The sequence below is a fragment of the Mitsuaria sp. 7 genome (assembly GCF_001653795.1).
In the GTDB taxonomy this organism is placed as follows: Bacteria; Pseudomonadota; Gammaproteobacteria; order Burkholderiales; family Burkholderiaceae_C; genus Roseateles.
Genome location: NZ_CP011514.1, coordinates 4080577 through 4096013, shown reverse-complemented (window position 1 = coordinate 4096013; position 15437 = coordinate 4080577). Strand labels below are relative to the sequence as shown.

The following is a 15437-nucleotide window of genomic DNA, read 5'->3' as shown; positions in this document are numbered from 1 at the left end:
ATTTCAGCCAACCTTGGAATTCAATTGCCGAAATCGGCCAAGGAAAGACGGATTTTGCACGTGGATTCCAAGCGTGAATTCTGACAATCGACCCCCATGGAAATCTATCTCGACGCCAACGCCACCACCCCCGTCCTGCCGCAGGCGCGCGACGCCGCGCTCTCCGTGATGGCGGACGCGTTCGGGAACCCCAGCAGCATCCACGGCAGCGGACTCAAGGCCCGGGCCCGGCTCGATGCGGTCCGCGCCACCGCGCGGCGCGTGCTGGGCGCGCCGGGCGGTCGGCTGGTCTTCACCAGCGGCGCGACCGAGGGCATCCAGACCGCCGTGCTGTCCGCGCTGACCGCCTTGCGCCAGCGTCGCGAGGCCGGTCAGGCCATCCCGCCGCAGCTGCTCTACGGCGCCACCGAGCACAAGGCGGTTCCCGAAGCGCTCCGGCACTGGAACACGTTGCTGGGCCTGAAGCTGGACATCGTCGCGATCCCGGTCGGCATCGACGGCCGCCATGACCTCGCCTGGTTGCGCGCGAACGCGTCCTCCGCGGGCCTGGTCTGCACGATGGCCGCGAACAACGAGACCGGCGTCATCAGCAACCTCGACGGCATCGCCGATGCGCTGCGCGGCACCGGCGCGCTGTGGCTGGTCGACGGCGTGCAGGCGCTCGGCAAGCTGCCGCTGCTGCTCGGCGAACGCGCGATCGACTACGCGCCGTTCTCCGGCCACAAGCTCTATGCGCCCAAGGGCGTCGGCATGCTCTACGTCCGCGAGGGCGCGCCGTTCACGCCGCTGATGGCCGGCGGCGGGCAGGAAGGCGCGCAGCGCTCGGGCACCGAGAACATGGCCGGCATCGCGGCGCTGGGGGCCGTGCTGGAGGCGCTCGAAGGCGGCGGTGTGTTCGCGTCGCTCGGGCAGTTGCTGGATCGCCGGCAGCGCCTGGCCGATGCGCTGCGCGAGGCCTTCCCCGGCGTCGTGTTCAATGCGCCGTTCGACATCAGCCTGCCGACGACGCTCAACGTCTCCGTTCCCGGGTTGAGCGCGAAGCTGCTGCTGGACCTGTTCGATGCCGCAGGACTTCGCGTGAGCGGCGGCTCCGCCTGCGGCGCGGCGAAGGCGGCACCGAGCTACGTGCTGCAGGCGATGGGCCTGCCGGCGTGGCGCGCCGGCTCCGCGGTGCGCCTGTCCTTCGGCGCGGCCGATGCCGAGTCGACCATCGACGAGGCCTGCAGACGCCTGCGCGCCTGCGGCGACTCGCTGCGCGCGACCTGCCAGTCGCCGGCACCGAATGAGACCCCGCAGGCGCCGGAGCTGTTCACGCGCTTTGCCGTCGATGGCGCCTGCTGCTACGTCGTCGCTGATGTGACCAGCCGCCGTTGCGTGGTCGTCGACCCGCTGCCTGAACTGACCGGCACGCTGGCGCAGTGGATGCGATGTCGCGGACTGACGCTGGCCGCGGTGCTGGACACGCACAGCCATGGCGACCATGCGTCGTCGGCCCAGTCGCTGCGAGACGCGATGACGAGCCTGCTCGCCGAGGAAGCGCTCGCCGACCGCGTCGACGCGCTGGGCTGGCCGAAGGGCAGCGAAGTGATCGCGCTCGGCGCGCATCGGCTGTCGCGGCTCGCGATTCCCGGCCACACGGAAGATTCCACCGCCTACCTGCTGCACACGGGCGGCGAACTGATCACGGCCTTCGTCGGTGACACCGTGATGCCGGGGGCGCTCGGTCGCAGCGATTTCGAGCAGAGCGCGCCGGCCGCGTTCGGCCCATCGCTGAAGACGCTGGAGCGCAATGTCGGCCTGAACGGCCTGCTGCTGCCTGGGCACGATTACGACGACCGGTTTGCGACGACGCTGGCAGTGGAGTGCGGCGCGCAGCCTTTGCTCGATGGCGTGCTGAAGGGGCGTCTGAGCGCCGACGCCTTCGCGATCGGCAAGGGCGTGCTGGAGCACGACCTGGCACCCACCGAATACCAGACGATGGCTTGCGGTGCGCGCGTGGACTGCGCGCGGACCACGGAACGCGTGGAGCTCGACGTCGTCGGACTGCAGTCGATGCTGGGTGACGGCTTCGGACCGAAGCCGGTGCTGGTCGATGTCCGAGAAGCCTATGAGGCGCGGATGAGCCCGACCGAGGAACTCGCGCCGGAGGCGGTGCCGCTGTCGGCGCTGATCAACGCGCTGCCGCGCTGGCGCGCGCTGCCGGAACAGACGCCGGTGATCTTCTTCTGCCGCAGCGGCAACCGCAGCGCGCAGGCGGCGCGGGCGCTGCGGCGGCTCGGGCATGGCCAGGCGTGGAGCCTGGCCGGCGGTTTGGCGCTGTGGCCGACCAGCCGCGTCACGCACGTGCTCGACGCGATCGCGATCTGAACACGGGCGTACTGCAGCGGCCGCTGGCCCTCACCCCCCGCCCTCTCCCGCAAGCGGGAGAGGGAGCAAGAGGGGCTCAGGGCGCTGGCAGCGCGGCGCTGCCGAACCGCGTGCGGCAGACCTGCTGGCCGGCTGCATTCGTCTCGAAGTCGCTCGCGAGCATGATCAGCCGCGAACCGTCCGCGCTCGGCAGCAGGGGCGACGAGTAGTTCTGACACCAGTTCGTCTGCGCCGGCGGACTCAGCGGCTTCACCGGCGCTTCCATCGTCGTCCAGGTGCCGGTGCCATCGGCGGTCGAGCTCAGGAAGATCGTCGCGCCGTTGCCGGCGGTATCGACCTGTCCCGCAGCGTTGAACAGGATCTGCCCGATCAGCGCGATCCGCTGCCGACCCGGCAACCACACGTGCGTCGGCGCATGCCGGAAGAAGCGACCGTCGGCCGTCTTCGGCTCCGCACCGCGGACGGCGGGGTCACCCCAATCGAGCCCGTCCGCCGAGCGCTTCAGCGCCACGCGGCAGTCCAGCCCCGCAGTGCTGCAATGCTCGTAGCTCAGCAGGAAACTGCCGTCGCCCAACCGGCTCGTCACCGCCATGCCGGGGCGATCCGACGGCTTCACCGCCGACGCGATCACGCGCGGCGCCGTCCACATCGCACCGTCCGTTGTGCTCATGATCTTGAGCGTCTGCGACGCGCCGGCGGCCGTTCCGTCCGTCTCGTCCGAGTACAGACAGGCAAGGGCACCATCCCGCGACACGAGGAACTCCGGCTCCCAGATGCCCGTGCCTTCACCGCCGCGCGGCTTGTTGCCGACGCCGCAGTTCGCGAGGAAGCGCCAGGTCTTGCCTCCGTCGTTGCTGCGATGGATGGGATGCGTCATCGGTTGCCCGGGCGTGTCCTGCCCGACCGACGCCGACCACAGCAGCGTCCCCGCCGGCAGCGCGCCGACCGCTGTCGGCAACTCGAAGACCGAGCCGCAGCACAGGCCCTTCGGCCAGGCCGCATCGGTCACCGCGCCCTGCGATTGGAAGCTGGCGCCGTCGTCCTTGCTCAGGAACAGCTTGCCCTGGCCGCGATCGCCGTCGAAGGTGATCGTGCTGGCGAGCAGCGCGCCGTTGAGCGTCGCATCGGTCTGATGCTGGAGCCGGATCAGTCGCGGATAGAAGGCCGGCGCGTCGCCGTTGAGCAGCGTGCCGGTACGCGTGACCGGCGGTGTCGTGACGGGCGGCGGTGCGGTGGGTGTCGCGGTCCCGGAGCCCGACGAGCCGCCACCGCCGCCGCAACTGGCGCAGGCAGCGAGCAGGACGCCGATCGTCAATGCCGAAGCGCCGGTCGCCAGCGCGCGGAGGAGGGGGGAACGAGGTGTCATGGCGTGCTCCCGTTCAGACTTCGCCGGAAGGCTTGCGCTGCGGCACGCCGGACGGGATGGGCCGGCCGAACTCCGGCCTGCCGTCCGCCGTCCAGGTGAAACGCTGGATGCGCATCGTGCGGCCGTGCGCGTCGTTCTCGGCGCTGTCCTTGGCGTGATAGACCAGCCAGTCCTCGGTGCCGTCGGGCGACTTCGTGAAGCTGTTGTGGCCCGGGACGAAAACGCCGTCGACGCCGGCCACGCCGGTCGGTCCGTCCGACGGGCCGAAGACGGGCTTCGGATGCTTGGTCCAGCTCTTCGGATCCATCGGATCCTTGCCGGTCAACTCGAGCAGCCCGAGGTAGTACACCGCCGCCGTGTGCCCCGCGGAGTACGCGACGAAGTCGCGCCCGCCGTGCCGCAGCGGCTGCGGCGCCTCGATCCAGTAGTCGTTCGGCTGGACCTGCCACTTGCCGTCGACCTTGTGCCAGCCGCGCTCCCAATCGTGCTCGCCCTGGACGATGCGCACGCCGGGGCCGATGGCCTTGGCGGGACTCGACATCGGCGCGATCCACAGGCCCGAGTCGGCGTACATCCAGAACAGGCGGCCGTCGGCCAGCTGCAGCACCGAGCCGTCGATCGAGTAGCGCTCATGCGCCAGGTGCACGCGCCCGAGATCGCGGTACGGCCCCATCGGGTGATCGGCTTCGAGCACGTAGTGCCGGTGGTTCGCGTCGACCTGATCGGACGCGGTGAAGTACAGGTACCAGCGGCCGTTGAGGTGGTGCAACTCCGGCGCCCAGATCATGGCGCTGCGCGGGCCGCTGGCGTCCGCGGTCCAGACCTTCTTGCGCTCGGCCTCGCGCCAGTCGCTCAGCCGGTCCGAGCGGTAGACCCACACGCCGCCATTGGGGTCGAAGGTCGCGGTCAGGTAGTAGGCGCCCTCGTGGAAGACGACGAAGGGATCGCCGGCCTCGCGGTCCGGCAGCACGGGGTTGGTGAAGGTGGTCGACATGGCGGTCCCGGAGGCCGCTTTCACGGCGGACGAAGCGGAGGAGGAAGCGGTCGCTGAGGAGCCCGATGAGGCGGCAGGGCGAGCGGAGGAGGCGCTGGCGCAGCCGGTCGACATCGCGGCGCCCGCGAGTCCCAGTCCGGCGGCCAGACCGAGCCAACGGCGGCGCGGCAGGTCCGCGTCCGAGTCTGGATGCATGGGGAAGTCTCCTGTCCCGCCGCATCGGCACGGCCACATGCCGCGCCCCGGGTGGGGATCGGCGCGGATGGTAGACCGCATCGGTCGTTAATAACAAGTATGTTTGTTACTAACGAGCTTGCTGGCGCTCAGCGCATCTCGCGCGGTCTGGGCGAGGCCGAGGCGTCCGCGCCGACCGCGTCGGGCCCGTGCCCCCGAGGGAAGTCGAACGCGATCCGCATCACGATGTCCTGCGGGTAGTTGCCGAACTTGCGGCCGAACAGGTTGAGCCCGCCGCGGTTGCGCGCGTCGTCCTTGATGCCCAGCCTCACCTTGATGTGGTTGGTCTGCGGCAGGTCCAGGTCGCCGATCTTCACCGCGCCCAGCGCGACGCCGTCGATCATGGAGCCCTTCTCGCCCACGCTCCACTGCTTGAGCAGCCCGTGCGTCGTGCGGTCGACCTGCCACCAGCTCGGCATCAGCAGCGAAGGCTTGCCGCCGTAGTCGCCGGGGCTGGTCCAGGTGCCGATCTCCCGGTCGTTGATCCAGAGCGTGATGTCGGAGGGGAAATCCTCGTTGAACTGGGGCGCCTCGGAGCAGATCTCCATCGACAGCTCGAGGTGGCTGGGCACCGCGCCGTAGGGCAGGTTGTTGGGGAAGGCGTAGTCCACGTAGCCCGAGCCGCCGAACCACAGCAGCTGCGCGTAGACGTGCTCCGGCTCGAAGAAGGAGCGCGAGTCGTCCAGCATGCCGATGATCTTGCTCTCGCTGACCAGGCCGCAGGTGGGCTTGGCCTCGACGTGGCGGTAGCTGCCGATGGGCATGCTGATCGAGATGACGTTGGGACGGGACTCGATCGCCGCGCCGGGCAGGCGCAGGCGCACCTCGTCGTAGCGCTTGGAGCAGAGCTTCTGCTGGCCGCGCGTGCCGGGCTCCACCTCGACCGAGACCAGGCCCACGGCCTGCAGCTGGTTGATGTTGAAGCTCACCGTCGAATGCGGCAGGTTCATCGCGCCCGCCAGCTCGGAGACGTTCAGCACCTGGTGCGTGAGCAGGCCCAGCATCGCCTGCCGCGTGTCCGAGGCCAGGGCCTTGGCGACGGCCAATGCCGCGTCCCCCTCGACCATCAAGACCCGGCTGCCCGAGACCTCCACCATTGCGCGTCCCCTCTCTGCGTCGCCGCAGCTCGTCGTTGTCTGGACCGTCTTTCTCGCCCGCCATAGGGCCGAAAGGATTGGGGAGTTTATGCGGATCGCCCCGCGCGGGTGGCCCGCCCAGGGCCTGTCCGGTGCGCTTTCCGAGGTTCCTAGGGTAAAGACCGATCATTAATAACAAACAAGTTCGTGATAATGGCTGCCATGAACCCCGCACACCATGACGGGCGAGGCGCCGAGACCGCCACCTCCGCTGATTCCCCCGGGCGCGTGCACCGCCGCCGCAACCCGCTGACCGGCCGTCACGTGCTGGTCTCCCCGCACCGCACCCAACGGCCCTGGCAGGGCGCGCAGGAGCCGGTCGACGACTCGCCGCTGCCCAGCCACGATCCGACCTGCTACCTCTGCGCCGGCAACGTGCGGGCGAACGGCCAGCGCAATCCGGACTACACGAACACGTTCGTTTTCACGAACGACTTCGCGGCTTTGCAGCCGGCGCAAGGCGACGAGGCGAGCCTGGCCGTGGCGGATGAGGCCGGCGCCGACCTGCTGCAGGCGATGCCGGTGGCGGGCGAGTGCCGCGTGCTGTGCTTCTCCCCGGACCACGCCCGCACGCTGCCCGAGCTCGAACTGCCTGAACTGCGCGCCGTCGTGCGGGCCTGGATGGAGCAGTCCATCGACATGGGCGCGCGTCACCGCTGGGTGCAGGTCTTCGAGAACAAGGGCGCGGCGATGGGCTGCTCCAATCCGCATCCGCACGGCCAGGTCTGGGGCCTGGACCAGTTGCCCGACGAGGCCGTGCTCGCCGACACGCATCAGCGCGACTACCTCGATCGCCACGGCGAACCGCTGCTGGTCCGCTACGTCCGCGACGAGCTCGCCGCCGGCGAACGCGTGATCGTCGAGACCGACCATTGGGTCGCCGTCGTGCCGTACTGGGCCGCGTGGCCCTTCGAGACGCTGCTGCTGCCGAAGGCGCCCACGCTGCGCCTCGACGCGATGACGACGGCGCAGGCCGACGACCTCGCGGTCGCCGTGCGCCGCCTGACGACGCGCTACGACAACCTGTTCCAGTGCTCGTTCCCGTATTCGATGGGCTGGCACGGCGCGCCGCACGGCGCCGGACAGCCCGACGACGACGCGAATCGCCACTGGCAGCTGCATGCGCATTTCTATCCGCCGCTGCTGCGCTCGGCGACGGTGCGCAAGTTCATGGTCGGCTTCGAGATGCTCGGCGAGGCGCAGCGCGACCTCACGCCCGAGACCGCCGCGCAGCGGTTGCGCGAGGTCAGCGACACGGTGCATTACCGGCAGGCGCGTCGCGCCGCGCAGGCGGAGGGCGCATGAGCCAGGATCTTCAAGCGACACCGCGTGAGCGCGCGGTGCAAGGGTTCGAGCGCGCCTTCGGCCAGGCGCCCGAGCGCCTGAGCCGCGCTCCGGCGCGCGTGAACCTGATCGGCGAGCACACCGATTACAACGAGGGCTTCGCGATGCCGTGCGCGATCGACCGCGACACCGTCGTGGCCGCAGCGCAGCGCGACGACGATGTGATCGAGGTTCTCGCCTGCGACCTGCCCGCCGAGGCGGGCGGTTCGAGCGGCATCGCCAGCGTGAGCGGCGAAGGTGCCCGAGGCCGCTTCCGCATCGGCGATGCGGCGGATGTCTCCGCCAGTCCTCAATGGCTGCGCTATGTCCAAGGCATGGTCGCCGTGCTGCGCGAGCAGGGCCACGCCGTTGGCGGCGCGACGTTGTCGATCGCGGGCAACGTGCCGCAGGGCGCGGGATTGAGCTCGTCGGCCTCGCTGGAGATGGCGATCGGCCACGCGTTCTCCGCGCTCAACGGCTGGACGCTGCCGCCCACGACGATGGCGCTCGCCGGCCAGCGCGCCGAGAACGTCTACGCCGGCTGCCGCTGCGGCGTGCTGGACCAGCTGTCGTCCTCGCTCGGCGTGAAGGGCCATGCGCTGCTGATGGACTGCCGCAGTCTGGAGGTCCGTCCGATCCCGATGCCCGAGGACATCGCGGTGCTGGTCGTCGATTCGAAGATCCAGCGCGGCCTGGTCGACAGCGAATACAACCTGCGCCGCCAGCAATGCGAGGCGGCGGCCAAGGGGCTGGGCGTGAAGGCGCTGCGCGATGTCGACGACGGCCTGTGGTCGCGGCTGGGCGGACAACTCGACCCGGTCGTGCGCCGCCGCGCGCGCCACATCATCACCGACAGCCACCGCTGCGCCGGCCTGGCCGACGCGCTGTCGCGCGGCGACTTCGCCGCGATCAGCCACCTCATGCGCGAATCCCACTGGTCCATGCGGGACGACTTCGAGATCACCGTTCCCGCGATCGACGCGCTCGCCGCGCTGATGCAGGACGTCATCGGCGAACACGGCGGCGCGCGCATGACCGGCGGCGGCTTCGGTGGTTGCGTCATCGCGCTGGCGCCGCGGGCGATGGTCGACGAGATCCGCGTCGCGGTCGGACGCGGCTACCGCTCGCCGGACGGCCGCGCGGCGGAGGTCCATGTCTGCGCGGCGTCCGATGGCGCGGGAGTGCTCGCATGAGCGCGCTCAAGACCTTTGAGCTGCGCTCGCCGGACGGACTGCGCATCGCCGTCACCGATGCGGGCGCGTCGTGGATGTCCTGCGTGGTTCCCGTGAACGGCGATGACCGCGAGGTCCTGCTCGGCTACGAGACGCCTGAGGACTACCTGCGCCAACCCGGGTATCTCGGCGCTGTCGTCGGCCGCTACGCCAACCGCATCGCGGGCGCTTCGTTCGAGCTCGACGGCCGGCGCTTCGCGCTCGACGCCAACGAAGGTCCGAACCAGCTGCACGGCGGCACCGGCGGTTTCCACCGCAAGGTGTGGGACGTGACCCATCAGGACGAACACACGCTCGAACTGGCGCTGCGCTCGGAGGACGGCGACCAGGGCTATCCGGGTCGTCTCGACGTCCGCGTGACCTACCGCGTCGAAGCGCCGCTGACCGTCAGCGTGAGCTTCGAGGCCCGCACCGATGCGCCGACGCTGGTCAATATCAGCAGCCATGCCTACTTCAACCTCGACGGTCCCGGTCGCGACATCCTCGATCAGCAACTGCAGATCGCGGGCAGCCGCTACCTGCCGGTGCGCGTCGACCTGATCCCGACCGGCGAGCAGCAGCCGGTAGCCGGCACGCCCTTCGACTTCCGCCAGCCGCGCCGCATCGGCGATGCGCTGGAGGCGCTTCGCCGGCTCGACGTGCAGCCCGCCTGCCACGATCATTGCTGGCTGATCGACGATCCGCTCGGCGAGGACGATGCCGCGACGCTGCGCTCCGGTGACCGGCAACTGACGCTCGCGCTGCACAGCGACGCGCCGGGGCTCCAGTTCTACGCCGGCGAGTTCCTGCCCGAGACGCCCGATCGCCAAGGCCGTCCGCACCTCAAGCACGGCGGCCTCGCCATCGAGCCCGAGGCGCTGCCCGACAGTCCTCATCATCCCGAATGGCCGCAACCCGGCGCGGTGCTGCGTCCCGGCGAGGTCTACCGCCATCGCCTGACCTACCGCTTCCTTCCCTCGTCTTCTTCGCCCTCTTCGTCCTCTCCGGCCACGCTGGCCGACAAGACCTGACCCCGAGACCATCATGAGCAATTCCCCCACCGCTCCCGCCCGCTGGACGCCCGAGCAGGCCCACACCTGGTTCAAGGCGCAGCCCCGGTCGCTGGGCGCGAACTTCGTGCCCGCGTCCGCCATCAACCAGCTCGCCATGTGGCAGGCCGACAGCTTCGACGCCGAGCGCATCGATCTCGAACTCGGCTGGGCCGCCGGCCTGGGCATGAACACGATGCGCGTGTTCCTGCACGACCTGCTGTGGGCGCAGGACGCCGAAGGCTTCAAGGGCCGCATCGGCCAGTACCTGGACATCGCCGACCGCCACGGCGTCAAGACGATGTTCGTGCTCTTCGATTCCTGCTGGGATCCGCATCCGAAGCTGGGCCCGCAGCGCGAGCCCATCCCCGGCGTGCACAACTCCGGATGGGTGCAGAGCCCGTCCGCGACGCAGCTCGCCGACCGCTCGACCTGGCCCGCGCTGCGCGCCTACGTCGAGGACATCGTCAAGACCTACGGCCAGGATCCGCGCGTCACCTACTGGGACGTCTGGAACGAGCCCGACAACCAGGGCGGCGGCATGGGTTACTACCTGCCGCGCGAAGCCAAGGACAAGATCGCGCTGGTCGCGGAGCTGATCCCCCAGGTCTTCGACTGGGCGCGCGCGCAGCGGCCGTCGCAGCCGCTGACCAGCGGCGTGTGGCTGGGCGACGACTGGAGTCCCGAATCCAAGGACCTGAACGCGGTGCAGCAGGCGCAGCTCGCCGGCTCCGACGTCGTCAGCTTCCACGACTACAGCTGGCCCGAGAAGCTCGAGGCCCGCATCAAGCAGCTGCAGGCCTACGGCCGCCCGCTGATCTGCACCGAGTACATGGCGCGCAGCCTGGGATCGACCTTCGACGTCGCGCTGCCGATCGCGTGGCGCGAGGACGTGGGCATGCTCAACTGGGGCTTCGTCGACGGCAAGAGCCAGACGAAGATGCCGTGGGACTCCTGGAAGAAGCCCTACACGATCGATCCGCCGCTGGTGTGGTTCCACGACGTGCTGCACACCGACGGCACGCCGTACCGGGCCCGCGAGGCCGAATTGTTGCGGCACTATGGGGCTCTCAAGCGCTGAAGATTCCCAAAGAACCAGCCCCCAAAAATATAGCCAGCGCTGCGATTCGGGATGCAGCGCTAGGCGCAAACCGGAGCCATAGCAGCGCTATGGCGAGGATTTGCAACGACGCGGGGCGCCCGAATCGGGTAGGAGACGTATGACTGCAAGCATCGAGTTCGCCGGCGTGGCTAAACGCTACGGCAGCGTCGAGATCATTCCCGACTTCTCGCTCACCATCGGTGCGGGCGAGTTCATCGTGCTGCTCGGCCCTTCGGGCTGCGGCAAGTCCACGCTGCTGCGCATGCTGGCGGGGCTGGAGAGCGTTTCCGGTGGCCGCATCCTGCTGGCCGACCAGGACGTCACCGCGCTGCCGCCCGGCCGCCGTGGGCTGGCGATGGTGTTCCAGCAATACGCGCTGTACCCGCACATGAGCGTGTTCGACAACATGGCCTTCGGCCTGCGCAACATCGGCCTCGCCGATGCAGAAGTGCGGCGCCGCGTCGATGTCGCCGCGCGCATGCTGGAACTCGACACGCTGCTGCAGCGCCGCCCCGCGCAGCTCTCCGGCGGTCAACGCCAGCGCGTCGCCATCGGCCGCGCCGTGGTCAAGGAGCCCAAGGCCTTCCTGTTCGACGAGCCGCTGTCCAACCTCGACGCCAAGCTGCGCAACCGCACCCGCATCGAGCTCGCGCGGCTGCACAAGCGGCTGGGCGCGACCATGGTCTTCGTCACCCACGACCAGGTCGAGGCGATGACGCTGGCCGACCGCATCGTCGTGCTCAACGGCGGCCGCATCGAGCAGGCCGGCGCGCCGATGGACATCTATCAACGCCCGCGCACGCGCTTCGTCGCGGGCTTCGTCGGCAGTCCGTCGATGAACTTCCTGCCGGTCGAACGCATGGCCGATCAGCAGGGGCGCATCGCCGTGCGCCTGCCCGGCGGGGCGACGGTGGTCACGCAGATCGCGGCGACGTCGATCGCGGGTCAACTGGAAATCGGCGTGCGGCCCGAGGGCCTGCGCCTCGCCGCCGACGGCCCGATCACCGGTTGCGTCGAGCTGCTGGAGCGCCTGGGCGAGCGGAGCCTCGCGCACGTGGGTCTGGGCGACGGCACCGTCGTCGTGGCCGAGGTGCCGGTGAACAAGACGCTCGCCATGGGCGAGACCGTCCGCCTGCGGCCGGACCTCGATCAGGTGCATCTCTTCGACGGCGCTGGTCTGGCATATCACGCCGACGTCGTGCTGGACGAGGCGGTGGCGCTCGGGAGCCCGGTAGGCCTCGTTGGCGCGGATGGCACCGCCGCGGCCGCGGAGGCCCGATGAGCGCCGCGAACCTCACCGCCAACGACGCCGTGCGGGAAGCGGCGGACGTCGCGACCGGCGCCGAGCCGCCGCGCGGCGCGCTGGGCCGCTCCGCGATGGACGGCCCGGCCTGGGTGGGCTGGGCCTTCATCGCGCCGTTCGCGCTCTGCTACCTGGGCCTGCTTGCGGCGCCGGTGCTGGAAGGCTTCTGGCTGTCCTTCAATGCCGTCGACCTGCTGACCGGCAAGGGCCAGTTCGTCGGGCTGGCCAACTTCCTCGACCTGGTGCGCGACGAGACCTTCCTGCGCTGCGCGCGCAACACCATCTTCTTCGCGGCGATCTGCACGCCGGCCTTCGTCGGGTTGGGCCTGGCGCTCGCGCTGGTGCTCAACCGCCCCGGCCGCACCGGCGCGTGGCTGCGCGGCACCTTCTTCGCGTCCAACGTGCTCTCGGTGACGGTCGTCACGCTGATCTGGCGTCTCGTGCTGCTGCCCGACCGCGGGCTGCTGAGCCAGAGCCTCGCGGCTTTCGGCCTGCCGGACCTCGCCCCGCTGAGCAACGAATCCCTCGCGCTGCCCTTCATCGCCCTGGTCACGCTGTGGTGGGGCATCGGCCTGCCGATGATGCTGATCCTCGCCGCGCTGCAGCAGATCCCGCCCGACCTCTACGAAGCCGCCGCGCTGGACAACGCCAGCCGCTGGCGCAGCTTCCGCTTCATCACGCTGCCGGCACTGCGCCGCACGCTCATCATGGTCGCCATCATCCAGGTCATCGGCCAGTTGCAGGTCTTTGGCCAGGCGCAGCTGCTGACCAATGGCGGTCCGAACAACAGCACCCGCACGATGGTGATGTTCATCTACGAGGCGCTCTTCGACCAGTGGGCGCTGGGCTACTCCGCCGCGGCGGCGCAGATCCTGTTCGTGCTGATGGTGCTGGGCGTGTCGTTCCAACGCTGGGCCGAGCGCCGCGAAGGAGCACAGGCATGAGCGCCCGCGTCTGGCAGAACGGTCCGTGGGACCGGGCGCTCCTCGGCGCGGCGATCGCGCTGGCGTTGCTGTGGATGCTGCCGCTCGCGTGGGTCTTCGCACTGTCGCTGAAGTCGAACGCGGTCCTGATGGAGCGCACCGACGCCATCCTCACCACGCCCTTCACGCTGCGCAACTACGCGGACATCCTCGCCAATCCCGCCGTGTTCCGCTGGGTGCTCAACAGCTGCGTGGTGGCGCTGGTGCAGACGGCGCTGGTGCTGTTCATCTCCTCGCTCGCGGGCTACGGATTCGCGCGCTGCGAGTTCCCCGGCCGCCGCATCGCCTTCGCGCTCGCGCTGGCCGGCCTCGCGGTCCCGGAGCCCGCGGTCGTGATCCCGCTGCACCGCATCTTCGCGGAACTCGGCCTGCACAACAGCTATGCCGGGCTGATCCTGCCGCGCCTGGCCGCGCCGTTCGGTGTGTTCCTTATGACGCAGTTCTTCAAGGCGATCCCGCGTGAACTCGAAGAAGCCGCGCTGATGGACAACGCCTCGCGCTGGAAGATCTTCTGGCGCGTGATCCTGCCGCAGACGCTGCCGGCGCAGGCGACGCTGGGCATCTTCAGCTTCCTGGCCGCTTGGAACGACTACCTGTGGCCGCTGATCTCCGCGACCCGTCCCGAGATGTACACGCTGACGCTGGGCCTGGCGGCCACGCAGACCAACTTCGCGCAGTCCGAGGGCCTGGGCTTCCTGATGGCGCAGGCGGTCTTCGCGGCGCTGCCGGTGCTGGTGCTCTATGCCTTCTTCCAGCGGCACATCGTCGCGGCGGTGGCGGGAGGGAAGGCCGCATGAAGCAGCAACGCATGAAGCAGCAACGCATCAAGCAAGGCGCGATGGCCTGTGCGCGCTCGCCGTGGCGCCGGCTCGCCGTCGCCACGTGTCTGAGCCTCGCCGGCATCGCTGCCTTCGCGCAGGGTCAGGCGGGGCAGGGCGGCGAGATCCACATCACGCTCGCCCGCTTCTTCGGCAGCTGCGATGCCGAGTACGGCCAGGTCACCGACCCGTCCAAGGCCAGCAGCGAGTGCGGGATCATCACCGCGCTCACCAACCGCTTCAACGCCCGCGAGGCCGGCCGCATCCGCGTCGACACGCAGGTGGTGGAGCACTCGGCCTACTACCAGCAACTCGGCGCGCGCATCGTGGGCGGCGACCTGCCGAGCATCGCGATCATGCACAGCTCGGTGCTGGGCGACTTCGCCAAGCGCGACCTGCTGCAGCCGCTCGAGAACGGCTTCGCCCGCGAGGGCGTGGACGTCGCCGACTTCACCCCGCATGCGCGCCACGGCGTGACCTTCGGCGGCCACGTCGTCGCGCTGCCGTACGACTCGCATGCGGCGCTGTGGCACATCAACCTCGGGCTGATGAAGCAGGCGGGACTCGTCGATGCGAAGGGCCATGCACGCCTGCCGACCTCCACGGCGCAGGCGCTAGCCCAGGCGCGCGCCTTCAAGCGCGCGACCGGCAAGCCCTACTTCGTCTGGCTGACGCTGAACGATCCGAGCTTCTTCGCGCGCTCGGTGCTGGGGCTGGTCGCGCAGCAGGGCGGCACGCTGTTCCCGCGCGGCGACCAGGCCGTCGATCTGACCAGCCCGCAGGTCCGCGAGGCCGTGCAGTTCATGCGCACCGTCTACGCCGAGGGCCTGTCCACGCGCAACATGGACTACAGCGCCGCGCTGCAGGCCTTCATGGGCGGCGCCGGTGGCGTGATGCCCAACGGCACCTGGCTGCTGGGCGAGCTCACCACGCGCGCGGCCAAGCCCGGCAATCCGCTGAGCAACCAGTACGAGGCGCTGCCCGAGCCCTCCCTCTTCGGACAACCGGCGACCTGGGCCGACAGCCACGTCTGGGTGATGCTGCGCAACCCGCGGCAGACGCCGCAGGAGCGCGCCGCGGCGCTGCGTTTCCTGCGCTTCCTCAACGACGAGAGCCTGGCCTGGGCCCGCACCGGCCAACTGCCCGCGCGGCAGTCGGCGGTCGACAGCGCCGCGTTCAAGGCGCTGCCGATGCGCGCGTCGCTCGGACCGGTCGCCGCGCACGGCACCGGCCTGCCGACGACGGTCGCGCGGCAGTCCCGCGTGATGGGCCTGCTGGGCGACACGGTGGCCTCCATCGTGGTCTCCGGCGAGCCGCTGGACGCGACCCTGGCCAAGGGTCAGGAACGCATCAACCGCCTGCTGGAGCGCGAGTCGCGCTTCCTCGGCGTGGCGCCGACGGCACAGGCCGACGTCTCTCATGGTTTGCGCTAGGTTTATAACGAATTAATTTGTGAATAATCACAAAAACCGAACGCTAAGGTCCTGAAAGACCGTGCTGGAACTGCCCGGAGCGCACTGCCGGGCCCGGGCAGCGGTCAGAGCGTTCGCG

The 15437-nt window shown here is 69.8% G+C and carries 12 protein-coding genes; 9 read left to right on the top strand and 3 right to left on the bottom strand.

The genetic code is table 11. From position 1 onward, the window contains the following. The first annotated feature begins 96 nt into the window (after positions 1–96). Positions 97–2367: an aminotransferase class V-fold PLP-dependent enzyme gene (locus tag ABE85_RS17965; RefSeq protein WP_067277652.1), complete on the top strand. Its 2271-nt coding sequence runs from the start codon at positions 97–99 to the stop codon at positions 2365–2367. A 76-nt stretch (positions 2368–2443) separates the two neighbouring features. On the opposite strand, the gene ABE85_RS17960 is transcribed toward ABE85_RS17965, so the two are convergent. From ABE85_RS17960 to ABE85_RS17945, 3 genes are all read right to left on the bottom strand, one after another. After that, complete coding sequence (locus tag ABE85_RS17960; RefSeq protein WP_157522577.1) at positions 2444–3733, bottom strand: sialidase family protein; 1290 nt, start codon at positions 3731–3733, stop codon at positions 2444–2446. Between the two features lie 13 nt (positions 3734–3746). Continuing rightward, positions 3747–4922 carry a family 43 glycosylhydrolase gene (locus ABE85_RS17955; protein ID WP_197507049.1) on the bottom strand — a complete coding sequence of 392 codons (1176 nt, stop codon included), beginning with the start codon at positions 4920–4922 and terminating at the stop codon, positions 3747–3749. Between the two features lie 128 nt (positions 4923–5050). Further along, positions 5051–6058 (bottom strand): transcriptional regulator, encoded by a 1008-nt coding sequence (locus ABE85_RS17945; RefSeq protein ID WP_067277641.1) that lies wholly within the window; start codon positions 6056–6058, stop codon positions 5051–5053. Positions 6059–6259: 201 nt separating this feature from the next. Between ABE85_RS17945 and ABE85_RS17940 the strand changes: the two genes are divergently transcribed. The 8 genes from ABE85_RS17940 (at position 6260) to ABE85_RS17905 (ending at position 15319) form a co-directional block, all read left to right on the top strand. Next, positions 6260–7402, top strand: a complete 1143-nt coding sequence (locus ABE85_RS17940; RefSeq protein ID WP_082939062.1) for a UDP-glucose--hexose-1-phosphate uridylyltransferase — start codon at positions 6260–6262, stop codon at positions 7400–7402. Then, on the top strand, positions 7399–8613 hold the full coding sequence (galK, locus tag ABE85_RS17935) for a galactokinase (RefSeq protein WP_067277636.1): 1215 nt from the start codon (positions 7399–7401) through the stop codon (positions 8611–8613). The genes ABE85_RS17940 and galK overlap by 4 nt, the downstream gene beginning before the upstream one ends. Further along, positions 8610–9662, top strand: coding sequence for an aldose epimerase family protein (locus ABE85_RS17930; RefSeq protein ID WP_067277633.1), 1053 nt, complete (start codon positions 8610–8612; stop codon positions 9660–9662). The genes galK and ABE85_RS17930 overlap by 4 nt, the downstream gene beginning before the upstream one ends. 13 nt (positions 9663–9675) lie before the next feature. Continuing rightward, entirely contained in the window at positions 9676–10761 is a 1086-nt protein-coding gene (locus ABE85_RS17925; RefSeq protein WP_067277631.1) for a 1,4-beta-xylanase, read from the top strand. Between the two features lie 139 nt (positions 10762–10900). Further along, a complete protein-coding gene (locus ABE85_RS17920; RefSeq protein WP_067277622.1) occupies positions 10901–12064 on the top strand; it encodes an ABC transporter ATP-binding protein in 1164 nt (387 codons plus the stop codon). Next, complete coding sequence (locus ABE85_RS17915; RefSeq protein WP_231993117.1) at positions 12061–13029, top strand: carbohydrate ABC transporter permease; 969 nt, start codon at positions 12061–12063, stop codon at positions 13027–13029. The genes ABE85_RS17920 and ABE85_RS17915 overlap by 4 nt, the downstream gene beginning before the upstream one ends. Further along, positions 13026–13865: a carbohydrate ABC transporter permease gene (locus ABE85_RS17910; protein WP_067277620.1), complete on the top strand. Its 840-nt coding sequence runs from the start codon at positions 13026–13028 to the stop codon at positions 13863–13865. The genes ABE85_RS17915 and ABE85_RS17910 overlap by 4 nt, the downstream gene beginning before the upstream one ends. Further along, the gene (locus ABE85_RS17905) at positions 13862–15319 is read left to right on the top strand and encodes an extracellular solute-binding protein (protein ID WP_067277618.1); all 1458 of its coding nucleotides are present in this window, start codon (positions 13862–13864) and stop codon (positions 15317–15319) included. The genes ABE85_RS17910 and ABE85_RS17905 overlap by 4 nt, the downstream gene beginning before the upstream one ends. The last annotated feature ends 118 nt before the right edge of the window (positions 15320–15437 follow it).

Excerpts from the sequence above, each read along its gene's own strand:
- ABE85_RS17955 (WP_197507049.1), bottom strand. The coding sequence starts at position 4,922 with ATGCATCCAGACTCGGACGCGGACCTGCCGCGCCGCCGTTGGCTCGGT.
- ABE85_RS17915 (WP_231993117.1), top strand. The coding sequence starts at position 12,061 with ATGAGCGCCGCGAACCTCACCGCCAACGACGCCGTGCGGGAAGCGGCG.
- ABE85_RS17940 (WP_082939062.1), top strand. The coding sequence starts at position 6,260 with ATGAACCCCGCACACCATGACGGGCGAGGCGCCGAGACCGCCACCTCC.
- ABE85_RS17920 (WP_067277622.1), top strand. The coding sequence starts at position 10,901 with ATGACTGCAAGCATCGAGTTCGCCGGCGTGGCTAAACGCTACGGCAGC.
- ABE85_RS17965 (WP_067277652.1), top strand. The coding sequence starts at position 97 with ATGGAAATCTATCTCGACGCCAACGCCACCACCCCCGTCCTGCCGCAG.
- ABE85_RS17930 (WP_067277633.1), top strand. The coding sequence starts at position 8,610 with ATGAGCGCGCTCAAGACCTTTGAGCTGCGCTCGCCGGACGGACTGCGC.
- ABE85_RS17905 (WP_067277618.1), top strand. The coding sequence starts at position 13,862 with ATGAAGCAGCAACGCATGAAGCAGCAACGCATCAAGCAAGGCGCGATG.
- ABE85_RS17925 (WP_067277631.1), top strand. The coding sequence starts at position 9,676 with ATGAGCAATTCCCCCACCGCTCCCGCCCGCTGGACGCCCGAGCAGGCC.
- ABE85_RS17960 (WP_157522577.1), bottom strand. The coding sequence starts at position 3,733 with ATGACACCTCGTTCCCCCCTCCTCCGCGCGCTGGCGACCGGCGCTTCG.
- ABE85_RS17910 (WP_067277620.1), top strand. The coding sequence starts at position 13,026 with ATGAGCGCCCGCGTCTGGCAGAACGGTCCGTGGGACCGGGCGCTCCTC.
- ABE85_RS17945 (WP_067277641.1), bottom strand. The coding sequence starts at position 6,058 with ATGGTGGAGGTCTCGGGCAGCCGGGTCTTGATGGTCGAGGGGGACGCG.
- galK (WP_067277636.1), top strand. The coding sequence starts at position 7,399 with ATGAGCCAGGATCTTCAAGCGACACCGCGTGAGCGCGCGGTGCAAGGG.